The organism is Wolbachia endosymbiont (group A) of Limnophora tigrina, assembly GCF_964263225.1.
GTDB lineage: Bacteria > Pseudomonadota > Alphaproteobacteria > Rickettsiales > Anaplasmataceae > Wolbachia.
The window spans coordinates 1044194-1061500 of the sequence record NZ_OZ181654.1 but is presented as its reverse complement, the minus strand read 5'-3'; the positions used below and the strand labels follow the sequence as shown (position 1 = coordinate 1061500).

Below are 17307 nucleotides of genomic sequence, written 5' to 3'. Positions count from 1 at the left end.
TTACCCACAATTTTGAGAGGTCATGATGTGAAGCATAACTATGCTCTCCTTAAGATTTTCATAGCCCCGCCATAGAGTCATAGCCCCTGGTAAATTATCACTTTTTCTATTCATAAATCCACCTAATTTTCCTAACCAAATAATAGCTTGTTTTATGTTTGGAGGTTCTTCTGGCAATGTAGCTACTTTATGCTCACGTATGAAAAGGGCCTTCCACTCTTCGTTGCTTAAAATTTTAGTACAGGTTTCCATGGGATTTGATAAAGCGACTTTTGTTAAATATAAAATTTTAAATGCAATAATGCTCTTTATAGCAATTAATTTCTGTAGCCTTTCCTTTGTAGTTAAACGAGAGCTTTCTATTTTACATCCTGATTTTAAAACCCTGAAATACTCCTCAATTTTCCATCTTAGCTTATACCAATTTATCCTTTCTATAGCATCTAAAGTGCTATTAACTGGTACATTAGTCAGCAAAGTCCAATCAATAGCTTCCAATCCTTCAGGAGGATTTGTTTCTTTTGCACTTACCACATATACAGGGATTTTATCACTTATTTTATGCACTGTGTCTTTTGATCCATAAATTGAAGAAGATCTGATAGGTATATAGCCTTTCATATACTTAACTTCAATATTAGCTTTCCTTGATCTTTGGTTTCCACCTTTATTAACTTCTAGAGAAATTTTCTTCTTTACTGGCAGTTGAGTGATGCGTGTTTGCAAATCTGTTTTTCCAATTTCAGTACAGATAAATCTTCTATTAGTTCGATTACGGATTACATAAAAACTACCTAATGTCTCAGTGATCCATAAAAATTTGAAGATATCTGCCTCTCTATCACCAAGGGTAACAAGTTGTACATTTGCAGGAAGGTTGTTTATGCTTTCTTTGAGAGCTGTTATCCACTTATAACTTTCTTTTTCTTCTATGGAGGTACGGTATTTCCTGTTTGCTTTTTCTTGTGACGTTTCTTTTTCCCTAATAGAACGTGCCCAACATTGTTGAGAAGATAGACCTAAAGGCAATCCGTCTTTGCTGACTATTAAGGCACTGTGCAACAGTAAACCCATTTTATGCTTCGTATAAGCTTTAGAAATACTACCTAGCCTCTTAGTTTTTATATGAGAGTCAAAATCCAAATAACTTGTATCTTGAACTGAAAAAACAAACTGATTTCCTTTCATTCTCTCCATAGTTTCTTTGTAATGGGAAGAATAAATTTCCTTATCCTTAAGCTTTTCATTGCTAAATAATCTGTATGCACCCTTAGCTTCTTTCCATCCACTACAGCTTTGATTAATTGATCCAGACGCCTTACCCTCTATACAATAGCCTGTTTTAATAAGTCTCTTATTAAGTCTTGTATCTCCTAAATTAACGTGTTTTAACTCTCTTTCCAGCCATTTATCCCCTAAGCCATCAGTATATTGCACATTTGTACTTACTTCACTCATTTTAATCCCAAATTTATTTGGTATCCATTTTACTCACTTTTTTATTTGTGGGTAAAAGTGAGATTTTAACAAAATTGAGCATCATTGGTTTGCTATAAAAAACAGAGCTAGGAAAAACATCCCTCTATTCACATCTTTTCGTCATGCTGTTGATTCCGCTTTTCTATAAGCTTTTCGGACTATTATGAAAAGAGCTATAGTATATCCAATCCAGGAATTTTGGTAAAATCTATACCAGTTACTCGATATAATTCTTCATGCAAAGCAAAGTTTGGTTTACTTTTTCTGTGCTTATTTTTCTCTTCACCTAACTTTTTACTCTCATCAGACTTTGTCTCAAATGTTTTATAATATTCTTAAATGCTCCTGTCACATTCTGCTACTTTTTCCTGATAAATATTATATAGCTCAAATTCTTGCTTTAATGTAAATAGGTGTTCTTTTCTATAGTTTCCTGCTAATGCTTTTGCAATAACAGATTTATCACTTTTTATTCGTCCATCTCTTAGTTCAGCCAATTTTTCAGGATTATTCTCACCATCTATTATTGCTTTAATAATTTGCATTCCAGTTACACCAGTTGTATCGCTTATAACTTTATGTAGTTGAATATTCATTTGTGTTAGCACTTTTTGCATACGCAAAGTATGTGTAGAAGCATTTTCAATTAAATTTTTACGTTGCCGAACATAACTACGCAATACACACATTTGATCATCTGGCCTAAATGACCCTTGGAGTAACCCGTAACTGTGTAGTTGTTGAATCCATTTGCACATCTGATTTTCTCCCAGGTACATTTTTAACATGTTTTGCGTTTACCAGTTTTACTTCAAATCCGTGTGATTCAAGTACTTGAAACAAAGGAATCCAGTACACTCCTGTTGACTCCATGGCTACTGTATTAACTTTACATTTTTTCAACCATTTTGCTATGTTGTAGAGATCTTACGTAAAGCAGCTAAATTTTTGTATACGTTGTTCATCGCTTCCTTCGGGTACACATACATAATGTACAGCCGAGCCAACATCGATTCCTGCTGCATTAGATCTCTAATTTACTTTTGAACTTTGCCATTTTTAATCTCAATTATATAATAATCCATAATTGAGAAGTGCTTAAGCTTGGGACGGTTGAGTTATACATTCTTCTAATCGAGGTAGCCCAAAAGGCTCCATCAGTGGTTCGACCGCTCCTCCAAAGCCACGCTGTCCTACGGGCACTTAAGGCACCATTGCACAGTTCGGCTATAACTGCAAAAAGCTCTTCTCTACAAAATTATACATAAAATTTGCTATACACTCAGCTAGGAAGTTTCTTTTTGGTTTGACAGGTTTTATCTGTCCGGCGCTGTCCAGTATGATAGGGGTTTTTAGGTCAATTCGGCGGATGCTATATACCATGCTGCTATAAAACCTAAATAAATCTTTCTGAATTCGACTTTGTTCTACATTATGAATGGCAGAATTGTTAGTATTATAAAGCCTTTCTGGATGTGGTTCATTTAAGATATTATATCCAACAATGGCAGGATGGTCCTTAAGTTCTCTTGCAAGATCTTGCCAAAATTTTGCTGCTTGTTTTTGAAAAGCTTGATCTGACCATAAACGTAAATCATCTTTATCGTTATTATTTTGCTTCCATCTAGATCCAGGTAAGCTAAGCATCGTTAACACTACTGGTATTTTTTGTTGATGAAAAGCATCTAAAACATCTTTCAGAACTTTCAGGTCTTTGGAAATCAGGCCCGGATAATTGTCTGCATTGCCTAAGAGGAAGTCACGTTGCGTAGTTTCAAATTTGTCAGGAGCAAGACGAATAAAACCAATTTTGTATTCCTTTGCTGCTTTGATTAAGTCACTATCAACTTTTCTATTGAAAACATTTGCTCCCTTTCTAACTCCAGTTTGCCAAAAGAGCATTTTGCTGTTCTCCGGTATTGACTTAGCACTCACATTACAGAAAACTATAGAATACAAAACAGCTGTAATTAGAAGAAAAATTTTCACTTATATAATTTTGCTATAATGGTAAGTAACCTAACAGACAAGATCCCGTTTGTAAAGATGCATGGTACTGGCAATAGTTTTGTTATCATAGACTCACGTTCAGCAAATAATTTAGACTGGAATTATAGACAAATTGCTGATCAAGGCAGTTGTGATCAAGTGATAATTATAACAATGTCTAATGCTGCAAACTGCTTTATGCATATCTACAATGCTGACGGTAGTCGAGCTGAAATGTGTGGAAACGCAGCACGCTGTGTTGGATATTTGATAATGTTAGAAAAAGGTACTGAATATATCACTATTGAGCTGATAAATAATCGTATCTTAGAATGTTTTAAAGTAGGTGATAAATCAATAAAGGTCAATATGGGTAAACCACTGCTTAAATGGAATGAAATTCCTCTTTCTTGTGAATGCGATCCCCTTTATCTACCTATAGAGCTTGAAATGCTGAAAGAGCCAGTTGCAGTAAATATTGGTAACCCTCATATAGTTTTTTTTGTTGATAACATAAGCGAAATACCATTGCAGAATTTAGGACCAAAGCTAGAAAATCACGAATTATTTCCTCAGAAAACAAATGTTAGTATTGCACAAATAGAAAAATCTGGAGAAATAAACTTAAGAGTTTGGGAAAGAGGAACAGGTATTACTGCTTCATGTGGTAGTGCGGCTTGTGCAGCATTTGTTGCATCTATACTTCGTAAGTGTTTGGCTACTAAACAAACTTCAGTGCATTTACCAGGAGGTCAGTTACTGATTGAGTGGTCAAAAAATATACTGATGACTGGGGATATAGGGTTTTTATGACCTAGGCTAGGCACTGACACTCATTACTTCTAACACCTTTTTACCAATCACAGCAGGGGTTTCTGCAATCGCAATCCCAGCACTGCGCATAACCTCTAACTTTGCACCAGCACTTCCGCCACTAGAGGAGATAATAGCCCCAGCGTGCCCCATACGTCTTCCTGGAGGTGCTGTTTGACCTGCTACAAAACCAACGATTGGCTTTTTAGTTTTTTCTGTTTTCACAAAATGTGATACATCCTCTTCTTCGTTTCCACCTATTTCACCAATAACTACAATACCATGAGTATCGTCATCTTTTAAAAAGAGCTCCATACAGTCAACAAACGTCATACCATGAACAGGATCCCCTCCAATTCCTATACATGTTGACTGACCAAGACCAACAGCGGTTGTTTGTGCTACCGCTTCATAAGTTAAAGTTCCAGAACGAGACATAATTCCTATATGTCCACGTCTGTGAATATGTCCTGGCATAATTCCTATTTTGCATTCTTCGGGTGTAATAACCCCTGGACAGTTTGGGCCAATCAATCGACTGTTTGAACCAGCGAGAGCGTGCTTTACCTTTACCATGTCAAGTATAGGAATGCCCTCTGTGATGCAAACTATTAATTCTATCTCTGCATCTATTGCCTCAAGTATTGCATCAGCTGCAAATTTAGCAGGTACATATATCACAGTAGCATTCACATCAGTTTTTTCTTTAGCTTCTGCTACGGTATTAAAAACTGGTAAATTAAGGTGAGTGCTTCCACCCTTGCTAGGAGTTACACCGCCAACCATTTTGGTTCCATAGCTAATTGCTTGTTCTGAATGAAATGTACCTTGTGCACCAGTAAAGCCCTGGCATATTAATCTTGTATCTTTATTTACTAAAACAGACATACTCTACTTCACCTCTTGTACTATTTTCTGTGCAGCCTCGTCAAGTTCGTCTGCAGCAATAATATTTAGCCCTGACTCTTCTAAAATTCTTTTTCCTTCTTTAAAGTTAGTGCCTGATAATCTAACCACTAAAGGGACCTTAATATCTATTTCTTTTGCAGCTTCAACTATTCCATTTGCAATGATATCACAACGCATTATACCGCCAAATATATTAACCAAAATTCCTTGTACATTACTATCAGATAATATAATTTTAAATGCTTCAGTGACAGTTTCCTTACTTGCTCCACCACCAACATCTAGAAAGTTAGCAGGCTCTGCTCCATAGTACTTTATTATATCCATTGTTGCCATAGCAAGACCTGCACCGTTCACCATGCAACCAATATTGCCATCCATTTTGATGTAACTAAGTCCATGTTTTGAAGCTTCTATCTCTTCTTTAACTTCTTCATCATAATCACGAAGCTGCATGATTTCTGGATGACGATATAAAGCGTTGTCATCAAAATTAATTTTAGCATCAAGTGCAACAAAATCCCCGGAATTTGTTTCAACTAGTGGGTTAATTTCTATTTGGCTTGCATCAGTTGTAATAAACGCATCATATATATTTTTTGCAATATTTGTTATTCTTTCTATTTGTTCTGAATTCAAATTAAAATTATTGGCAAGTTTACTGTTATCAAGATTTGTAAAACCAGTAGCAGGGTCAATATCAAATTTCACAATTTTTGTAGGAGAATTTTTTGCCACTTCTTCAATATCCATTCCACCTTCTGAGGAAAATATAAATACTAACCTACTGAGCTTTGGATCAACTACTAGACTCAAATAGTACTCTTTTTTAATGCTTGAACCTTCCTCAATGTATACTCTTCTTACCTGCTGTCCACTAGGCCCTGTTTGATGAGTAACTAAAGTTATGCCAAGCATGTCCTTTACAAGTTGTTGAGCTTCTTTAGTTGACTTTGCTAGCTTTACGCCACCAGCCTTACCCCTACCACCTGCATGAATCTGAGCTTTAACCACAAACACGTCAGATTTTAGTTGATTTATTTGAGTTTCTACTCCTTCTGCAGATGTAGCAACAAAACCCTTTGGTACCGGGACATTAAACTTGTGTAAAATTTCCTTTGCTTGATATTCATGAATATTCATAAGATAACTAATTATTAACCTTAGTAAAAACTACCAACCATAACGCTGTCTTCTGCATTCTTGCTGATACCTCTTTTTCCTTGCTTCAGCTTTTTTTTTAGCTGTTTTCTCTGATTTCTTTTCGTGATATTTTTTTTTCATTTTGAGCCCTCTTCCTTCCTTTTGAATTATTTTTCTCAACACTGGAAGAGCTCTATCTACATCACCATAATGGACTGATACTTCAATCAAACTCTATACCTCCTTCGGTAATCACTTCAAAATCCATTTATAAATTAGAAAATTAACATTGTCAATTATTTTATAAACTTGAGCGATAGAATATGATATGCAGTGATTTATATGAAAAAAGCTTCATTCTGCTGTCAATCATTTACTTGCTGATAAAAATTGCTTTTAGGTTACAGTGCTCTTGTAATTTTTCTAATCTCGGGGCGGAGAGATTTGAACTCCCGACCCTTTGGTCCCAAACCAAATGCGCTACCAGGCTGCGCTACGCCCCGACTTCTTTACTAAGAGTATCGATAGTTCGGAAAAATGCAAGTTTCATTTATTTCTTTTAGGAAAAATATAATGCAGATTTCTTTATATAGAGTGTCAAGTTGCACTAGCCATATTAAAAAATCTAGCTATACCAATTGGTGAAGGTTAATGCAGCAACTACAGCAGTATCAACTCTCAAAATTCTTTTTCCTAGACTCAGTTTCTGACAAAATTTATTGGCAGAATCAAGTTCGTAAGATGAAAAACCACCTTCGGGGCCAACAATAATAGCAACGTTTTTCTTGCCTTTTAGAACTTTATTAGGAGGTTGTCCTTCACCTGTTTCATCACACAAAACAAAATTTTTATTCTGGGAATCGGATAATTCACAAAAATTAATAGGAAGAAAAATCTGTGGTATACTTGTCCTACCGGATTGTTCCGCAGCTTCAATTGCCTGTAATTTCGCTCTACTTAGGTTAATGTTTTTTACTACTGTACGTTCTGTTGAAATAAATTGAATGCAGGTTACTCCCATTTCAGTTGCTTGTCTTACTATGTTGCTTAAGGCGCCGCTTTTTACCAGAGCACAATACAAATATAGATTTTTTTCATGTTGTTGTTGTTTAGTGCGTTCTTTTATTATAATTTTTGTCGATTTACTTGATATATTCACTACTTCTCCTAACCATTCTCCATCCTTTCCATTAAAAAGATAGATGTTATCATGCTTCTTAAGCCGCATTACATTGTAAATATAGTGACTTTGTCGTGGATGAAGAGCCAAACTTACATTTTGTGATAAAGCTTCTTCAACATAAAGCCTAATTTTTTTCATTCAAAACTTTAGTTATTTGCATTCTGTTTGAGTGACTCTTACGGGATTTGAACCCGTGTTACCACCGTGAAAGGGTGGTGTCCTAACCACTAGACGAAAGAGTCGACTTGAATCTAACTGAGTTATATCGATTATACATATAAAGTCAATTCAATTATTTTGAATCACACAGTTAGAGTGATATATCAGTGATTTTATATCGACAGCCTCCTATTACCCCATGTTCAATGCTTACTGAACCTATCTCAGATTTAGGAGCTTTAGATCCTAAATCTAATTTTTGTTCAACTTTTGTATCTGAATCATAGCCAGAATCGTATCCAGAATCTCTACGCTCAAAATTTTGCCTTATTTCTTTTACGTTAAAGCCAGCCTTGGTCTTGATTTGCTGACTCGCTGGCTTATTAGCACTTTGCTCATTTAGTTTTACTTGCAAATTATTCACTTTATCCTGCACTAATCCATGATAAGTCCCAGAATTATCTTTTATATGTTTTGCTTGTCTTTCTGATCTCTTTTTCGATAAATCTACTTTAGCATAAATAGGCTCTGGTTGCTCTTTATGATTTAAGCCTCACTTTTACCCACAATTTTGAGAGGTCATGATGTGAAGCATAACTATGCTCTCCTTAAGATTTTCATAGCCCCGCCATAGAGTCATAGCCCCTGGTAAATTATCACTTTTTCTATTCATAAATCCACCTAATTTTCCTAACCAAATAATAGCTTGTTTTATGTTTGGAGGTTCTTCTGGCAATGTAGCTACTTTATGCTCACGTATGAAAAGGGCCTTCCACTCTTCGTTGCTTAAAATTTTAGTACAGGTTTCCATGGGATTTGATAAAGCGACTTTTGTTAAATATAAAATTTTAAATGCAATAATGCTCTTTATAGCAATTAATTTCTGTAGCCTTTCCTTTGTAGTTAAACGAGAGCTTTCTATTTTACATCCTGATTTTAAAACCCTGAAATACTCCTCAATTTTCCATCTTAGCTTATACCAATTTATCCTTTCTATAGCATCTAAAGTGCTATTAACTGGTACATTAGTCAGCAAAGTCCAATCAATAGCTTCCAATCCTTCAGGAGGATTTGTTTCTTTTGCACTTACCACATATACAGGGATTTTATCACTTATTTTATGCACTGTGTCTTTTGATCCATAAATTGAAGAAGATCTGATAGGTATATAGCCTTTCATATACTTAACTTCAATATTAGCTTTCCTTGATCTTTGGTTTCCACCTTTATTAACTTCTAGAGAAATTTTCTTCTTTACTGGCAGTTGAGTGATGCGTGTTTGCAAATCTGTTTTTCCAATTTCAGTACAGATAAATCTTCTATTAGTTCGATTACGGATTACATAAAAACTACCTAATGTCTCAGTGATCCATAAAAATTTGAAGATATCTGCCTCTCTATCACCAAGGGTAACAAGTTGTACATTTGCAGGAAGGTTGTTTATGCTTTCTTTGAGAGCTGTTATCCACTTATAACTTTCTTTTTCTTCTATGGAGGTACGGTATTTCCTGTTTGCTTTTTCTTGTGACGTTTCTTTTTCCCTAATAGAACGTGCCCAACATTGTTGAGAAGATAGACCTAAAGGCAATCCGTCTTTGCTGACTATTAAGGCACTGTGCAACAGTAAACCCATTTTATGCTTCGTATAAGCTTTAGAAATACTACCTAGCCTCTTAGTTTTTATATGAGAGTCAAAATCCAAATAACTTGTATCTTGAACTGAAAAAACAAACTGATTTCCTTTCATTCTCTCCATAGTTTCTTTGTAATGGGAAGAATAAATTTCCTTATCCTTAAGCTTTTCATTGCTAAATAATCTGTATGCACCCTTAGCTTCTTTCCATCCACTACAGCTTTGATTAATTGATCCAGACGCCTTACCCTCTATACAATAGCCTGTTTTAATAAGTCTCTTATTAAGTCTTGTATCTCCTAAATTAACGTGTTTTAACTCTCTTTCCAGCCATTTATCCCCTAAGCCATCAGTATATTGCACATTTGTACTTACTTCACTCATTTTAATCCCAAATTTATTTGGTATCCATTTTACTCACTTTTTTATTTGTGGGTAAAAGTGAGGATTTAAGCTAGTGGGCTTTTTTTGCTCTGAGAAATCATCTACATCTTCATAAATAGGTTCTCCTGATATACTAGAATAACCACTATCTTTCAATGATAAATTTTCAGTAGATCTTTTATGCAAATCATATACTTCAGCATAAATGGATTCTTCCGATACGCTCAACTCTTCTAATGAGTTACTAACCTTAGCGTCATATACCTCATCATAAATGGGCTCTTTTAAAAGTAAAATATCATCATGCTCAAAAATTCTAGGAGGTTTTTTAGGTGAGTTGGCCTTAAATTTTAGCTCTACTTCCTCTTTAAGCTTGTCACAACTTTCCGTTTGTTTCAAAATCTCCAGTATTTCTTTTCTTTCTTTTTTTATTAGCTCACCAAGCACTAAACAACATTTTTCTTTACGATCTTTGAGACTGTCCTTATCTCCGTACTGCATAGCTTCTGATGCTATTTTGTATTGAAGGATTACATTTCCTATACTATTATTTATTTCATTAATATTTCCTCCAGCACTAATAAGTAACGTCATTACATTATGATCAAGATTTGTTACTGCATACTCTAAAGCTCGATTTAAAGTTTGATCATTATTCAAGTCAAATGACCCCTTGTTCCTAAAAGGATTAATTCTAGAAAAGAGTTTTTCAAAGCTGTTTACTATATTATGAAGACTTAAAGCTAGCCTCACGCCTCTTATATTGCTATTTCTAGCGGATTTAATTAAAAAACTATCTACTATACCCATGATTGTACCCCTCTATATAAAAGCTCACCATTGTGGTACAATTTTAAACTATAACGATTTATTTTATATTAATAACCGCTTTTCACACCCACTTGACAAGAGGCGGCATCGACATCATAATTGCATCGGGGTTACCATTAGTCATTAAACCAAACCTTGTACCACGATCATAAAGAAGATTGAACTCCACATATCTGCCACGTTTTATCAATTGTTCTTCTCGTTGTTCTTTTGTCCAAGATTTTTGCATATGTTTGTGTATGATGTGTAAGTAAATTTCTAAAAAGGCTTCACCTACTGCTTTTGTGAACTCAAAATCATTTTTCCAGTTGCCAGAAGTTAGATTGTCATAAAAAATTCCACCAATACCACGTGGCTCTTTTCTATGTTGTAAAAAAAAGTAATCATCACATTGCTTTTTAAATTTCGGATAATATTCGATGTTGAACTCATCGCAAGTTGCTTTAATTGATTCGTGAATATACTTGCAATCTCCCTCATCTTTATAAATTGGAGTAAAGTCCATTCCTCCACCAAACCATTGTTTTGAGGTATATATCAGCCTTGTGTTCATATGTGCTGCAGGGATAAGGGGAGATTGCATGTGAGACACTAAAGATATACCGCTTGCCCAAAACTCTCCATTGCTTTCACTTGCACCAGGAATTTCATTAATGGCTGAGTCTGCGAGCTTTCCGTATACTCTTGAAACGTTTACTCCAACTTTTTCAAAAATATTACCAAAGATAATTGTAGATTCACCACTTCCTCCACCTGGTCGGTTCCACTTTCTTTTTTCGATTTTTGGTTCTGTGAATGACTGTAACTCAATTGATAAGAAAGATTCGGTGATCTTGTTTCTCAGTGCGCAGAACCATTCAAATGCTTGTGTCTTTTGTTTTTCCATAATGCCTTCTGTTGGCTTATTAATATTATTGTACTCTATATTTACAGGAATTAATTAGATTGGGATAGTAACTACCCATCAAGGATGTTAATAAATCTATAATAATTCAATCAATATAGTAGAATATATTTTTATATGTGCAAGGATGCCAAGCAATAATAATGAGTAAAAGATACATAGATAACAAAAAAGAGAACAGAGTTGACTTCATACTAAGAAATTATGGGATGTCAATTATTGTGATGGCAGTCATTATGTTCTTACCTCCAATAGCAATATCAGTACTCTATTTTTCTAATGTATATAGTCAGCATGTTAATATAGAGATTAATTTATTAATTAGCATTCTAATGACTCTCTTTGTGGCATATAATATAAAACGTTACAAGTATCTACTTAATATCATAGAGTTTCAAAATGCAATATTTGCAAATGCGCTGAATCATAATACAGAGTTTTGTCTCATTTTACATAAAGATGAGGGTATTATTTATGCTGATGCGAGGTTCTACGAAAGGTTTAAAGATCACATAAACGATGATGTTACGCTAGATAAAATTCTTGAAGCAGGAGATGTGTCAGAAAAAGACAGAAAATCACTCTATCATGCGTTAAGAAATAACACTTCTGTAAAAGTATGCATTTCCTTAAGCAAGAAGAGTAGAATATCTAACTTTCTTTTGCTCTCTGAACCAATACCGGATAATCCACAAATTGCTATAAATAGTAATAAGACTTTAAATTTATCATTAGCCCCAATAGCAAGACCGAATGGGTATTTTGTACTGAAGGCAACACAGGTAAACAAAGAGCAGGTATATGAAGAGTTGATAGAGAAACACAATATAGCAACTTACGTTGCAAATACAAAAGGAGGTATCTTATCTGTAAATAAAAGATTTTTAGACATGTTTGAACTAAAAAAATTGGAAAAAGGTAGCTCAATCAATGATTTTATATCTCAATCTAAGTATGACGATACAATAACCAAAAATGAAATTATGTTTTTTACTATAAGCGGTGCTCCATTTAAGGCTTATATGAGTACTGCTATATTTTGTGATAAATACAATCATAGCTATATACACGGCTTTATAACACCAACTGAATCAAATATTGTTGATTATCAACTACACCCTTGTTTTACAAATTCGTCAATTGCTATTGCACAATGCGACATAAATGGCAATTTTATAAAGAAAAATATAGCATTAGTAAAACTTGCGGGGTCAAATAATGGTTCTATCTTTGCATTGATATCAGATGGTTATCATATGAAAGTGCGTGAATATTTTTCAAGTAATAGGATAAATAATGCGTCCTTTGATGTGCAGCTCAATGGCGGTAATAACATGAAAATATATTTTAATAAGTTTCTTCATAATAAAGTGATGTTCATACTTTGTTATTTTATTGATAATACTGAACGTAAAAAACTAGAGATAAAACTTGAGCATTATCAAAAGGTGCAAGCTATAGGGCAATTAGCAGGTGGTATTGCACATGATTTCAATAATATATTAACCGGAATAATAGGATTTTGTGATTTGCTTTTACTCCAGCACTCAGCTAGCGATCCATCTTTTGGAGATATAATACAGATACAGCAAAATGCAAAACGTGGGTCAAATTTAGTAAGACAACTGCTTGCTTTTTCAAGAAGACAGACTTTGCAGCCAAAGATTATTAATGTAAATGGTACGATAGCTAATCTTTATGAAATGATCAAAAGATTAATAGGTGAAAATATAAAATTTAATATTTATTATGGTAGCGATTTGGGTGCTGTTAGGGCTGACCAAGGACAATTAGAGCAAGTTATGCTTAACTTAGCAGTTAATGCTGGTGCTGCTATGGAAAAGGGGGGAGAGTTAACTATACGAACCTTTAATCAAAAGGTTGATTCATTAAATTCTACACCTCAGGATATGTTTTCTCCAGATAAGGAAACGATTGAACATGGGAATTATGTTGTGATTGAAGTGATTGATACTGGATGTGGAATGACGAGTGATATAATTGAAAAGGCATTTGATCCATTTTTTTCTACCAAAGATATTACTTCTGGTACAGGTCTTGGCCTCTCTACTGTATATGGCATTATTAAACAAACCGAAGGATACATCTATGTTGCTAGCAAAGTGAATCATGGAACTAAATTTAGCATATTTTTGCCCATAGTTTACATATCGGATGAAAATGATAAAGAGGAAGATAGTAAAGAAATAGAGAAACCGGTAGAGATTAAAGGTAATGGTATAATTTTATTAATTGAAGATGAAGATTCAGTAAGGGAATTTACTGCTAAGGCTCTTACAAGAAAAGGATTTAATGTAATAGAAGCGAGTATAGGCAGCGAGGCACTAGAGATCATTAGAAAAAAAAATCAACACATAGATCTAATAATCACTGATGTAATCATGCCAGAGGTGAGTGGTCCAGAAATAGTTAAAGAAACATTGATACATAGGCCAAACATCAAAGTTATTTTTATTTCTGGGTATACAGAGGATGCTTTTTTAAAGAGCGATGAAATCAATATAGAAGACTTCCATTTTTTACCCAAACCATTTACTCTGAATGAGTTAGGAAATAAGGTTCAAAGTGTGTTACACAAGACAAAAAAAGGCAGTTTACTTTGAGCATGATTGGCAACAAAAAAATTTTTCTAATGCAAAAATTTCTTGCATATATACAATAGAGTTATTTTATACATAAGATAAAAGGCGTGAGCAAGATCATTGCAATAGTAAATCAAAAGGGTGGAGTTGGTAAAACTACAACTAGTATAAATTTATCAACAGCCTTTGCTGCTGTGGGAAAAAGTACTTTACTGGTAGATCTTGACCCTCAAGGAAATGCTAGTACAGGACTTGGGATTTCTTATCGTAGCAGGGAAGAAAAAAATATATATAAAATACTGCTGAGCAGCGAAAGTGAATTGGTGGAATCGGCAATTTTCAATATAAAGGAAATTCCAAATCTATCGCTGATTTCATCAGTGGTTGACTTATCAGCTGCAGAAATTGAGCTATCACAACTTGAGCAGGGAAAATTCGTACTAAAAGATACGCTAGAGAAAGTACGTGATAATTATGAGTACATAATCATCGACTGCCCTCCATCACTTGGTCTGCTTACTATCAATGCTTTGACCGCTGCTAACTCTATTATTGTTCCTCTTCAGTGTGAATTTTTCGCTCTGGAAGGATTGAGCCATTTAGTTAAGACTGTAGAGCTGATAAAAAGAAATAACCTAAACCCTTTCCTGTCAATAGAAGGAATATTGCTCACAATGTATGACAGACGCAACAAACTTAGTGAGCAGATAAAAAATGATATTTGCCAGTATTTAAATGATAAAGTATATAAAACTATCATCCCATTGTATGAGACCATTATTCCACGTAACGTACGGTTATCAGAAGCGCCTTCTCATGGAAAACCCGCTATTGTATATGATTTTAAGTGTCCTGGTGCGCAAGCATATATAAGTTTGGCAAAAGAAATTTTAAAGAAACACATGAGCATCTGTAAAGAGAAAAAGCTGGTAAGTGAGGGTGCGGCGTGAAGGATAATAGGCGCTTAGGTAGGGGTCTTGCCGGCCTCATAGGCGATAATTATGATAATAAGGAAGATCGGTTATCCGTTTCATTACTGCATCCGAGCAAATTTCAGCCGAGAAAATATTTTGATGAAGAGTCATTGAAAGGACTTGCAAGTTCGATAGAGAAAAATGGCATTATACAGCCTATTGTGGTGCGCAAAGATCCAAATGATGACGATTATGAAATAGTAGCAGGGGAACGTCGTTGGCGGGCAAGTAAAATTGCAAATCTTGATAGTGTGCCAGTCATCATAAAAGATTTAAATGACAAGGAATGCTTAGAAGTATCGATAATTGAGAACATACAGAGGCAAGACATTAATCCAATAGAAGAAGGTGAAGCGTATAGGAAACTAATAGATGAATTCTCCTATACACACGAAGAACTAGCTTCAACTTTAGGCAAAAGCCGCAGTCACATAACCAATATGACTCGAATGTTATCACTCCCTAATGGAGTGATAACAATGATCAACGAGAAAAAATTGTCTATGGGCCATGCAAGGGCATTGATTAATGTTGAAAATGCGGAAAGTCTTGCAGAAAGAATAGTTTCTCAGGGCCTGAGCGTTAGACAAACTGAAAAATTGATAAAAGACTTACAACAAAATAACGATCAAAAAGAGCATAAATATACTAAAAATCAAGATATGGCAGCACTAGAAGGGGCTATATCTTCTCAACTTGGTTTAAAGATCAAAATTAATGACAGTAATTCTAAGGGTAAAGTCATGATACGTTATAACAACTCAAATGAATTGGATTTTATATTGAAAATTTTGAATAGAAGACTTGAATCAGCTATTAATGTCGAAAGTAGCTCATAGAAATTTCTTGACAAACCTTCCCACTTTCCTTGCAATGGAAGTGAAATGGTGGAGTTTGTCAAGTAAGTTATTTCGTTTCTACCTTCAATAAAAATTTGCACGCAATAGCACAGAAGCATACGTTGCTATTCCCTCATTTCTTCCAATAGAACCTAATTTTTCCGCTGTGGTTGCTTTGATATTTACGAATTCACCATTAATTTCTAATATTTTTGATATGAATTCCTTCATTCCTGCTTTGTAAGGCGATATTTTAGGCTCTTCACAAACTATAGTAATATCTAAATTAGACACGCTATATCCTTTTTCCTGTGCTTTTTTAGCAGCAAAGTCAAGAAAATGAGATGAATTGCAATCCTTCCATTTAGAGGAATTAGGAGGAAAATGTTCTCCTATATCTCCACATCCTAGTGCTCCGAGTATTGCATCAACGATTGCATGTATTGCAACATCACCATCGGAATGTGCCTCTATTGCCATATTATGCTCAATTTCCACACCGCAAATTTTTATAAAGCTCTTAGCATCATTTTGAATTTTAACAAATTTATGTATATCATAACCGGTTCCGACACGGAATTTTGGCTCTCCAAAGAGAAGTTTTGCCATATTGATATCCTCTTTTGTAGTTAACTTAAAATTCTTTTTCTCACCTTCAATAATCGCAACATGTTTTTTATGCTCCACCATTAGTGATGAATCATCAGTAAATTCTTTGACTGATTGATGGCACGATAATAATTCTCTGAAATTAAAAATTTGAGGAGTTTGCATGGCTCTAAGTTTTTCTCTTGAAATCGTAGATTCAATGAAATTATTACTCACCAACGATATAGTATCCTCGACTTCTATTGCTGGAACTACTCCTGTATATTGACCATTAATCATAGATTCAATCAAGTTGTTTATTAGAATATTTGATACAAAAGGCCTACAAGCGTCATGTATAATAACAAAATCTGGATTGATCTTTTGCAAACTCTCCAGTCCAAGTTTAACTGAACTCTGCCTGCTTTTTCCTCCACATACTGGACTCAGCAATTTAGTATCTATAGTTGATGACGTAACTTCTTTATAGAAATCTTTTTGACTTTCATTCACTACCACTCTTATGTAACTTATGTACTGATTAGCTAAGAATTTCCTAATTGTGTGAAATAAAACAGACTTACCTGCCAATTTTATATACTGTTTAGGGATTTTGGCATTGCATCTACTGCTTACTCCTGCTGCAACTATTAATGCTGCTATCTTGTATTTCTCAAGTCTGTTAGTGTGCATGCTTACCATTTTCGGTGTTAATACAAGTTATCTAGCATTTTAAAAAAGTTGATCCAATTCTCAAAAAAGAATATTCTTTTACTAGGTGTAATATATGCTAGAGGAAAATAATGCACGTTGCTAAGTATAACAAAGAAAATGAGATACATCTTATATTTTTTCATGGAATAGGTGATAATTATA

At 34.5% G+C, this 17307-nt stretch carries 14 protein-coding genes, 2 tRNA genes and 3 pseudogenes; 5 read left to right on the top strand and 14 right to left on the bottom strand.

Annotation, left to right across the window (positions count from 1 at the left end; genetic code table 11):
* Entirely contained in the window at window positions 1–1458 is a 1458-nt protein-coding gene (locus ACE38P_RS04920) for an IS4 family transposase (protein WP_374699293.1), read from the bottom strand.
* A gap of 61 nt (window positions 1459–1519) precedes the next feature.
* Here ACE38P_RS04920 and ACE38P_RS04915 point away from each other — a divergent pair.
* A pseudogene (locus tag ACE38P_RS04915) lies at window positions 1520–1627 on the top strand (IS630 family transposase); the annotation flags it as partial.
* 28 nt (window positions 1628–1655) lie between these two features.
* On the opposite strand, the pseudogene ACE38P_RS04910 reads toward ACE38P_RS04915, so the two are convergent.
* A pseudogene (locus ACE38P_RS04910) lies at window positions 1656–2536 on the bottom strand (IS110 family transposase); the annotation flags it as partial.
* Between the two features lie 170 nt (window positions 2537–2706).
* Entirely contained in the window at window positions 2707–3414 is a 708-nt protein-coding gene (locus ACE38P_RS04905; RefSeq protein WP_264376157.1) for a glycoside hydrolase family 5 protein, read from the bottom strand.
* Window positions 3415–3486: 72 nt separating this feature from the next.
* Here ACE38P_RS04905 and dapF point away from each other — a divergent pair, with 72 nt between their 5' ends.
* Window positions 3487–4281, top strand: a complete 795-nt coding sequence (gene dapF / locus ACE38P_RS04900) for a diaminopimelate epimerase (RefSeq protein ID WP_010403976.1) — start codon at window positions 3487–3489, stop codon at window positions 4279–4281.
* Window positions 4282–4287: 6 nt separating this feature from the next.
* Here dapF and sucD read toward each other — a convergent pair whose 3' ends face one another.
* The 10 genes and pseudogenes from sucD to hemF all read right to left on the bottom strand — a co-directional run bounded on the left by sucD (window position 4288) and on the right by hemF (window position 11409).
* Window positions 4288–5169: a succinate--CoA ligase subunit alpha gene (gene sucD / locus ACE38P_RS04895; protein ID WP_064085491.1), complete on the bottom strand. Its 882-nt coding sequence runs from the start codon at window positions 5167–5169 to the stop codon at window positions 4288–4290.
* 3 nt (window positions 5170–5172) lie between these two features.
* Window positions 5173–6333: an ADP-forming succinate--CoA ligase subunit beta gene (gene sucC, locus ACE38P_RS04890; RefSeq protein WP_374699615.1), complete on the bottom strand. Its 1161-nt coding sequence runs from the start codon at window positions 6331–6333 to the stop codon at window positions 5173–5175.
* A gap of 30 nt (window positions 6334–6363) precedes the next feature.
* Window positions 6364–6564, bottom strand: coding sequence for a 30S ribosomal protein S21 (gene rpsU, locus ACE38P_RS04885; protein WP_007302350.1), 201 nt, complete (start codon window positions 6562–6564; stop codon window positions 6364–6366).
* 198 nt (window positions 6565–6762) lie between these two features.
* Window positions 6763–6836: transfer RNA gene (locus tag ACE38P_RS04880), tRNA-Pro, on the bottom strand.
* A gap of 122 nt (window positions 6837–6958) precedes the next feature.
* A complete protein-coding gene (locus tag ACE38P_RS04875) occupies window positions 6959–7654 on the bottom strand; it encodes a 16S rRNA (uracil(1498)-N(3))-methyltransferase (protein ID WP_015588133.1) in 696 nt (231 codons plus the stop codon).
* 32 nt (window positions 7655–7686) lie between these two features.
* A tRNA-Glu gene (locus ACE38P_RS04870) sits at window positions 7687–7758 on the bottom strand.
* 68 nt (window positions 7759–7826) lie between these two features.
* Window positions 7827–8216, bottom strand: a pseudogene (locus tag ACE38P_RS04865) (hypothetical protein); the annotation flags it as partial.
* 18 nt (window positions 8217–8234) lie between these two features.
* On the bottom strand, window positions 8235–9692 hold the full coding sequence (locus ACE38P_RS04860) for an IS4 family transposase (RefSeq protein ID WP_374699293.1): 1458 nt from the start codon (window positions 9690–9692) through the stop codon (window positions 8235–8237).
* Between the two features lie 33 nt (window positions 9693–9725).
* A complete protein-coding gene (locus ACE38P_RS04855) occupies window positions 9726–10502 on the bottom strand; it encodes a hypothetical protein (protein ID WP_374699614.1) in 777 nt (258 codons plus the stop codon).
* Between the two features lie 82 nt (window positions 10503–10584).
* A complete protein-coding gene (gene hemF / locus ACE38P_RS04850) occupies window positions 10585–11409 on the bottom strand; it encodes an oxygen-dependent coproporphyrinogen oxidase (RefSeq protein ID WP_010403993.1) in 825 nt (274 codons plus the stop codon).
* A gap of 161 nt (window positions 11410–11570) precedes the next feature.
* Here hemF and ACE38P_RS04845 point away from each other — a divergent pair, with 161 nt between their 5' ends.
* The 3 genes from ACE38P_RS04845 to ACE38P_RS04835 all read left to right on the top strand — a co-directional run bounded on the left by ACE38P_RS04845 (window position 11571) and on the right by ACE38P_RS04835 (window position 15843).
* Entirely contained in the window at window positions 11571–14051 is a 2481-nt protein-coding gene (locus tag ACE38P_RS04845; RefSeq protein WP_064085912.1) for a response regulator, read from the top strand.
* 86 nt (window positions 14052–14137) lie between these two features.
* A complete protein-coding gene (locus tag ACE38P_RS04840; RefSeq protein ID WP_374699613.1) occupies window positions 14138–14980 on the top strand; it encodes a ParA family protein in 843 nt (280 codons plus the stop codon).
* The gene (locus ACE38P_RS04835; protein WP_374699612.1) at window positions 14977–15843 is read left to right on the top strand and encodes a ParB/RepB/Spo0J family partition protein; all 867 of its coding nucleotides are present in this window, start codon (window positions 14977–14979) and stop codon (window positions 15841–15843) included. The genes ACE38P_RS04840 and ACE38P_RS04835 overlap by 4 nt, the downstream gene beginning before the upstream one ends.
* 84 nt (window positions 15844–15927) lie before the next feature.
* Here ACE38P_RS04835 and ispD read toward each other — a convergent pair whose 3' ends face one another.
* Window positions 15928–17133 (bottom strand): 2-C-methyl-D-erythritol 4-phosphate cytidylyltransferase, encoded by a 1206-nt coding sequence (ispD, locus tag ACE38P_RS04830; RefSeq protein ID WP_374699611.1) that lies wholly within the window; start codon window positions 17131–17133, stop codon window positions 15928–15930.
* Between the last annotated feature and the right edge of the window lie 174 nt (window positions 17134–17307).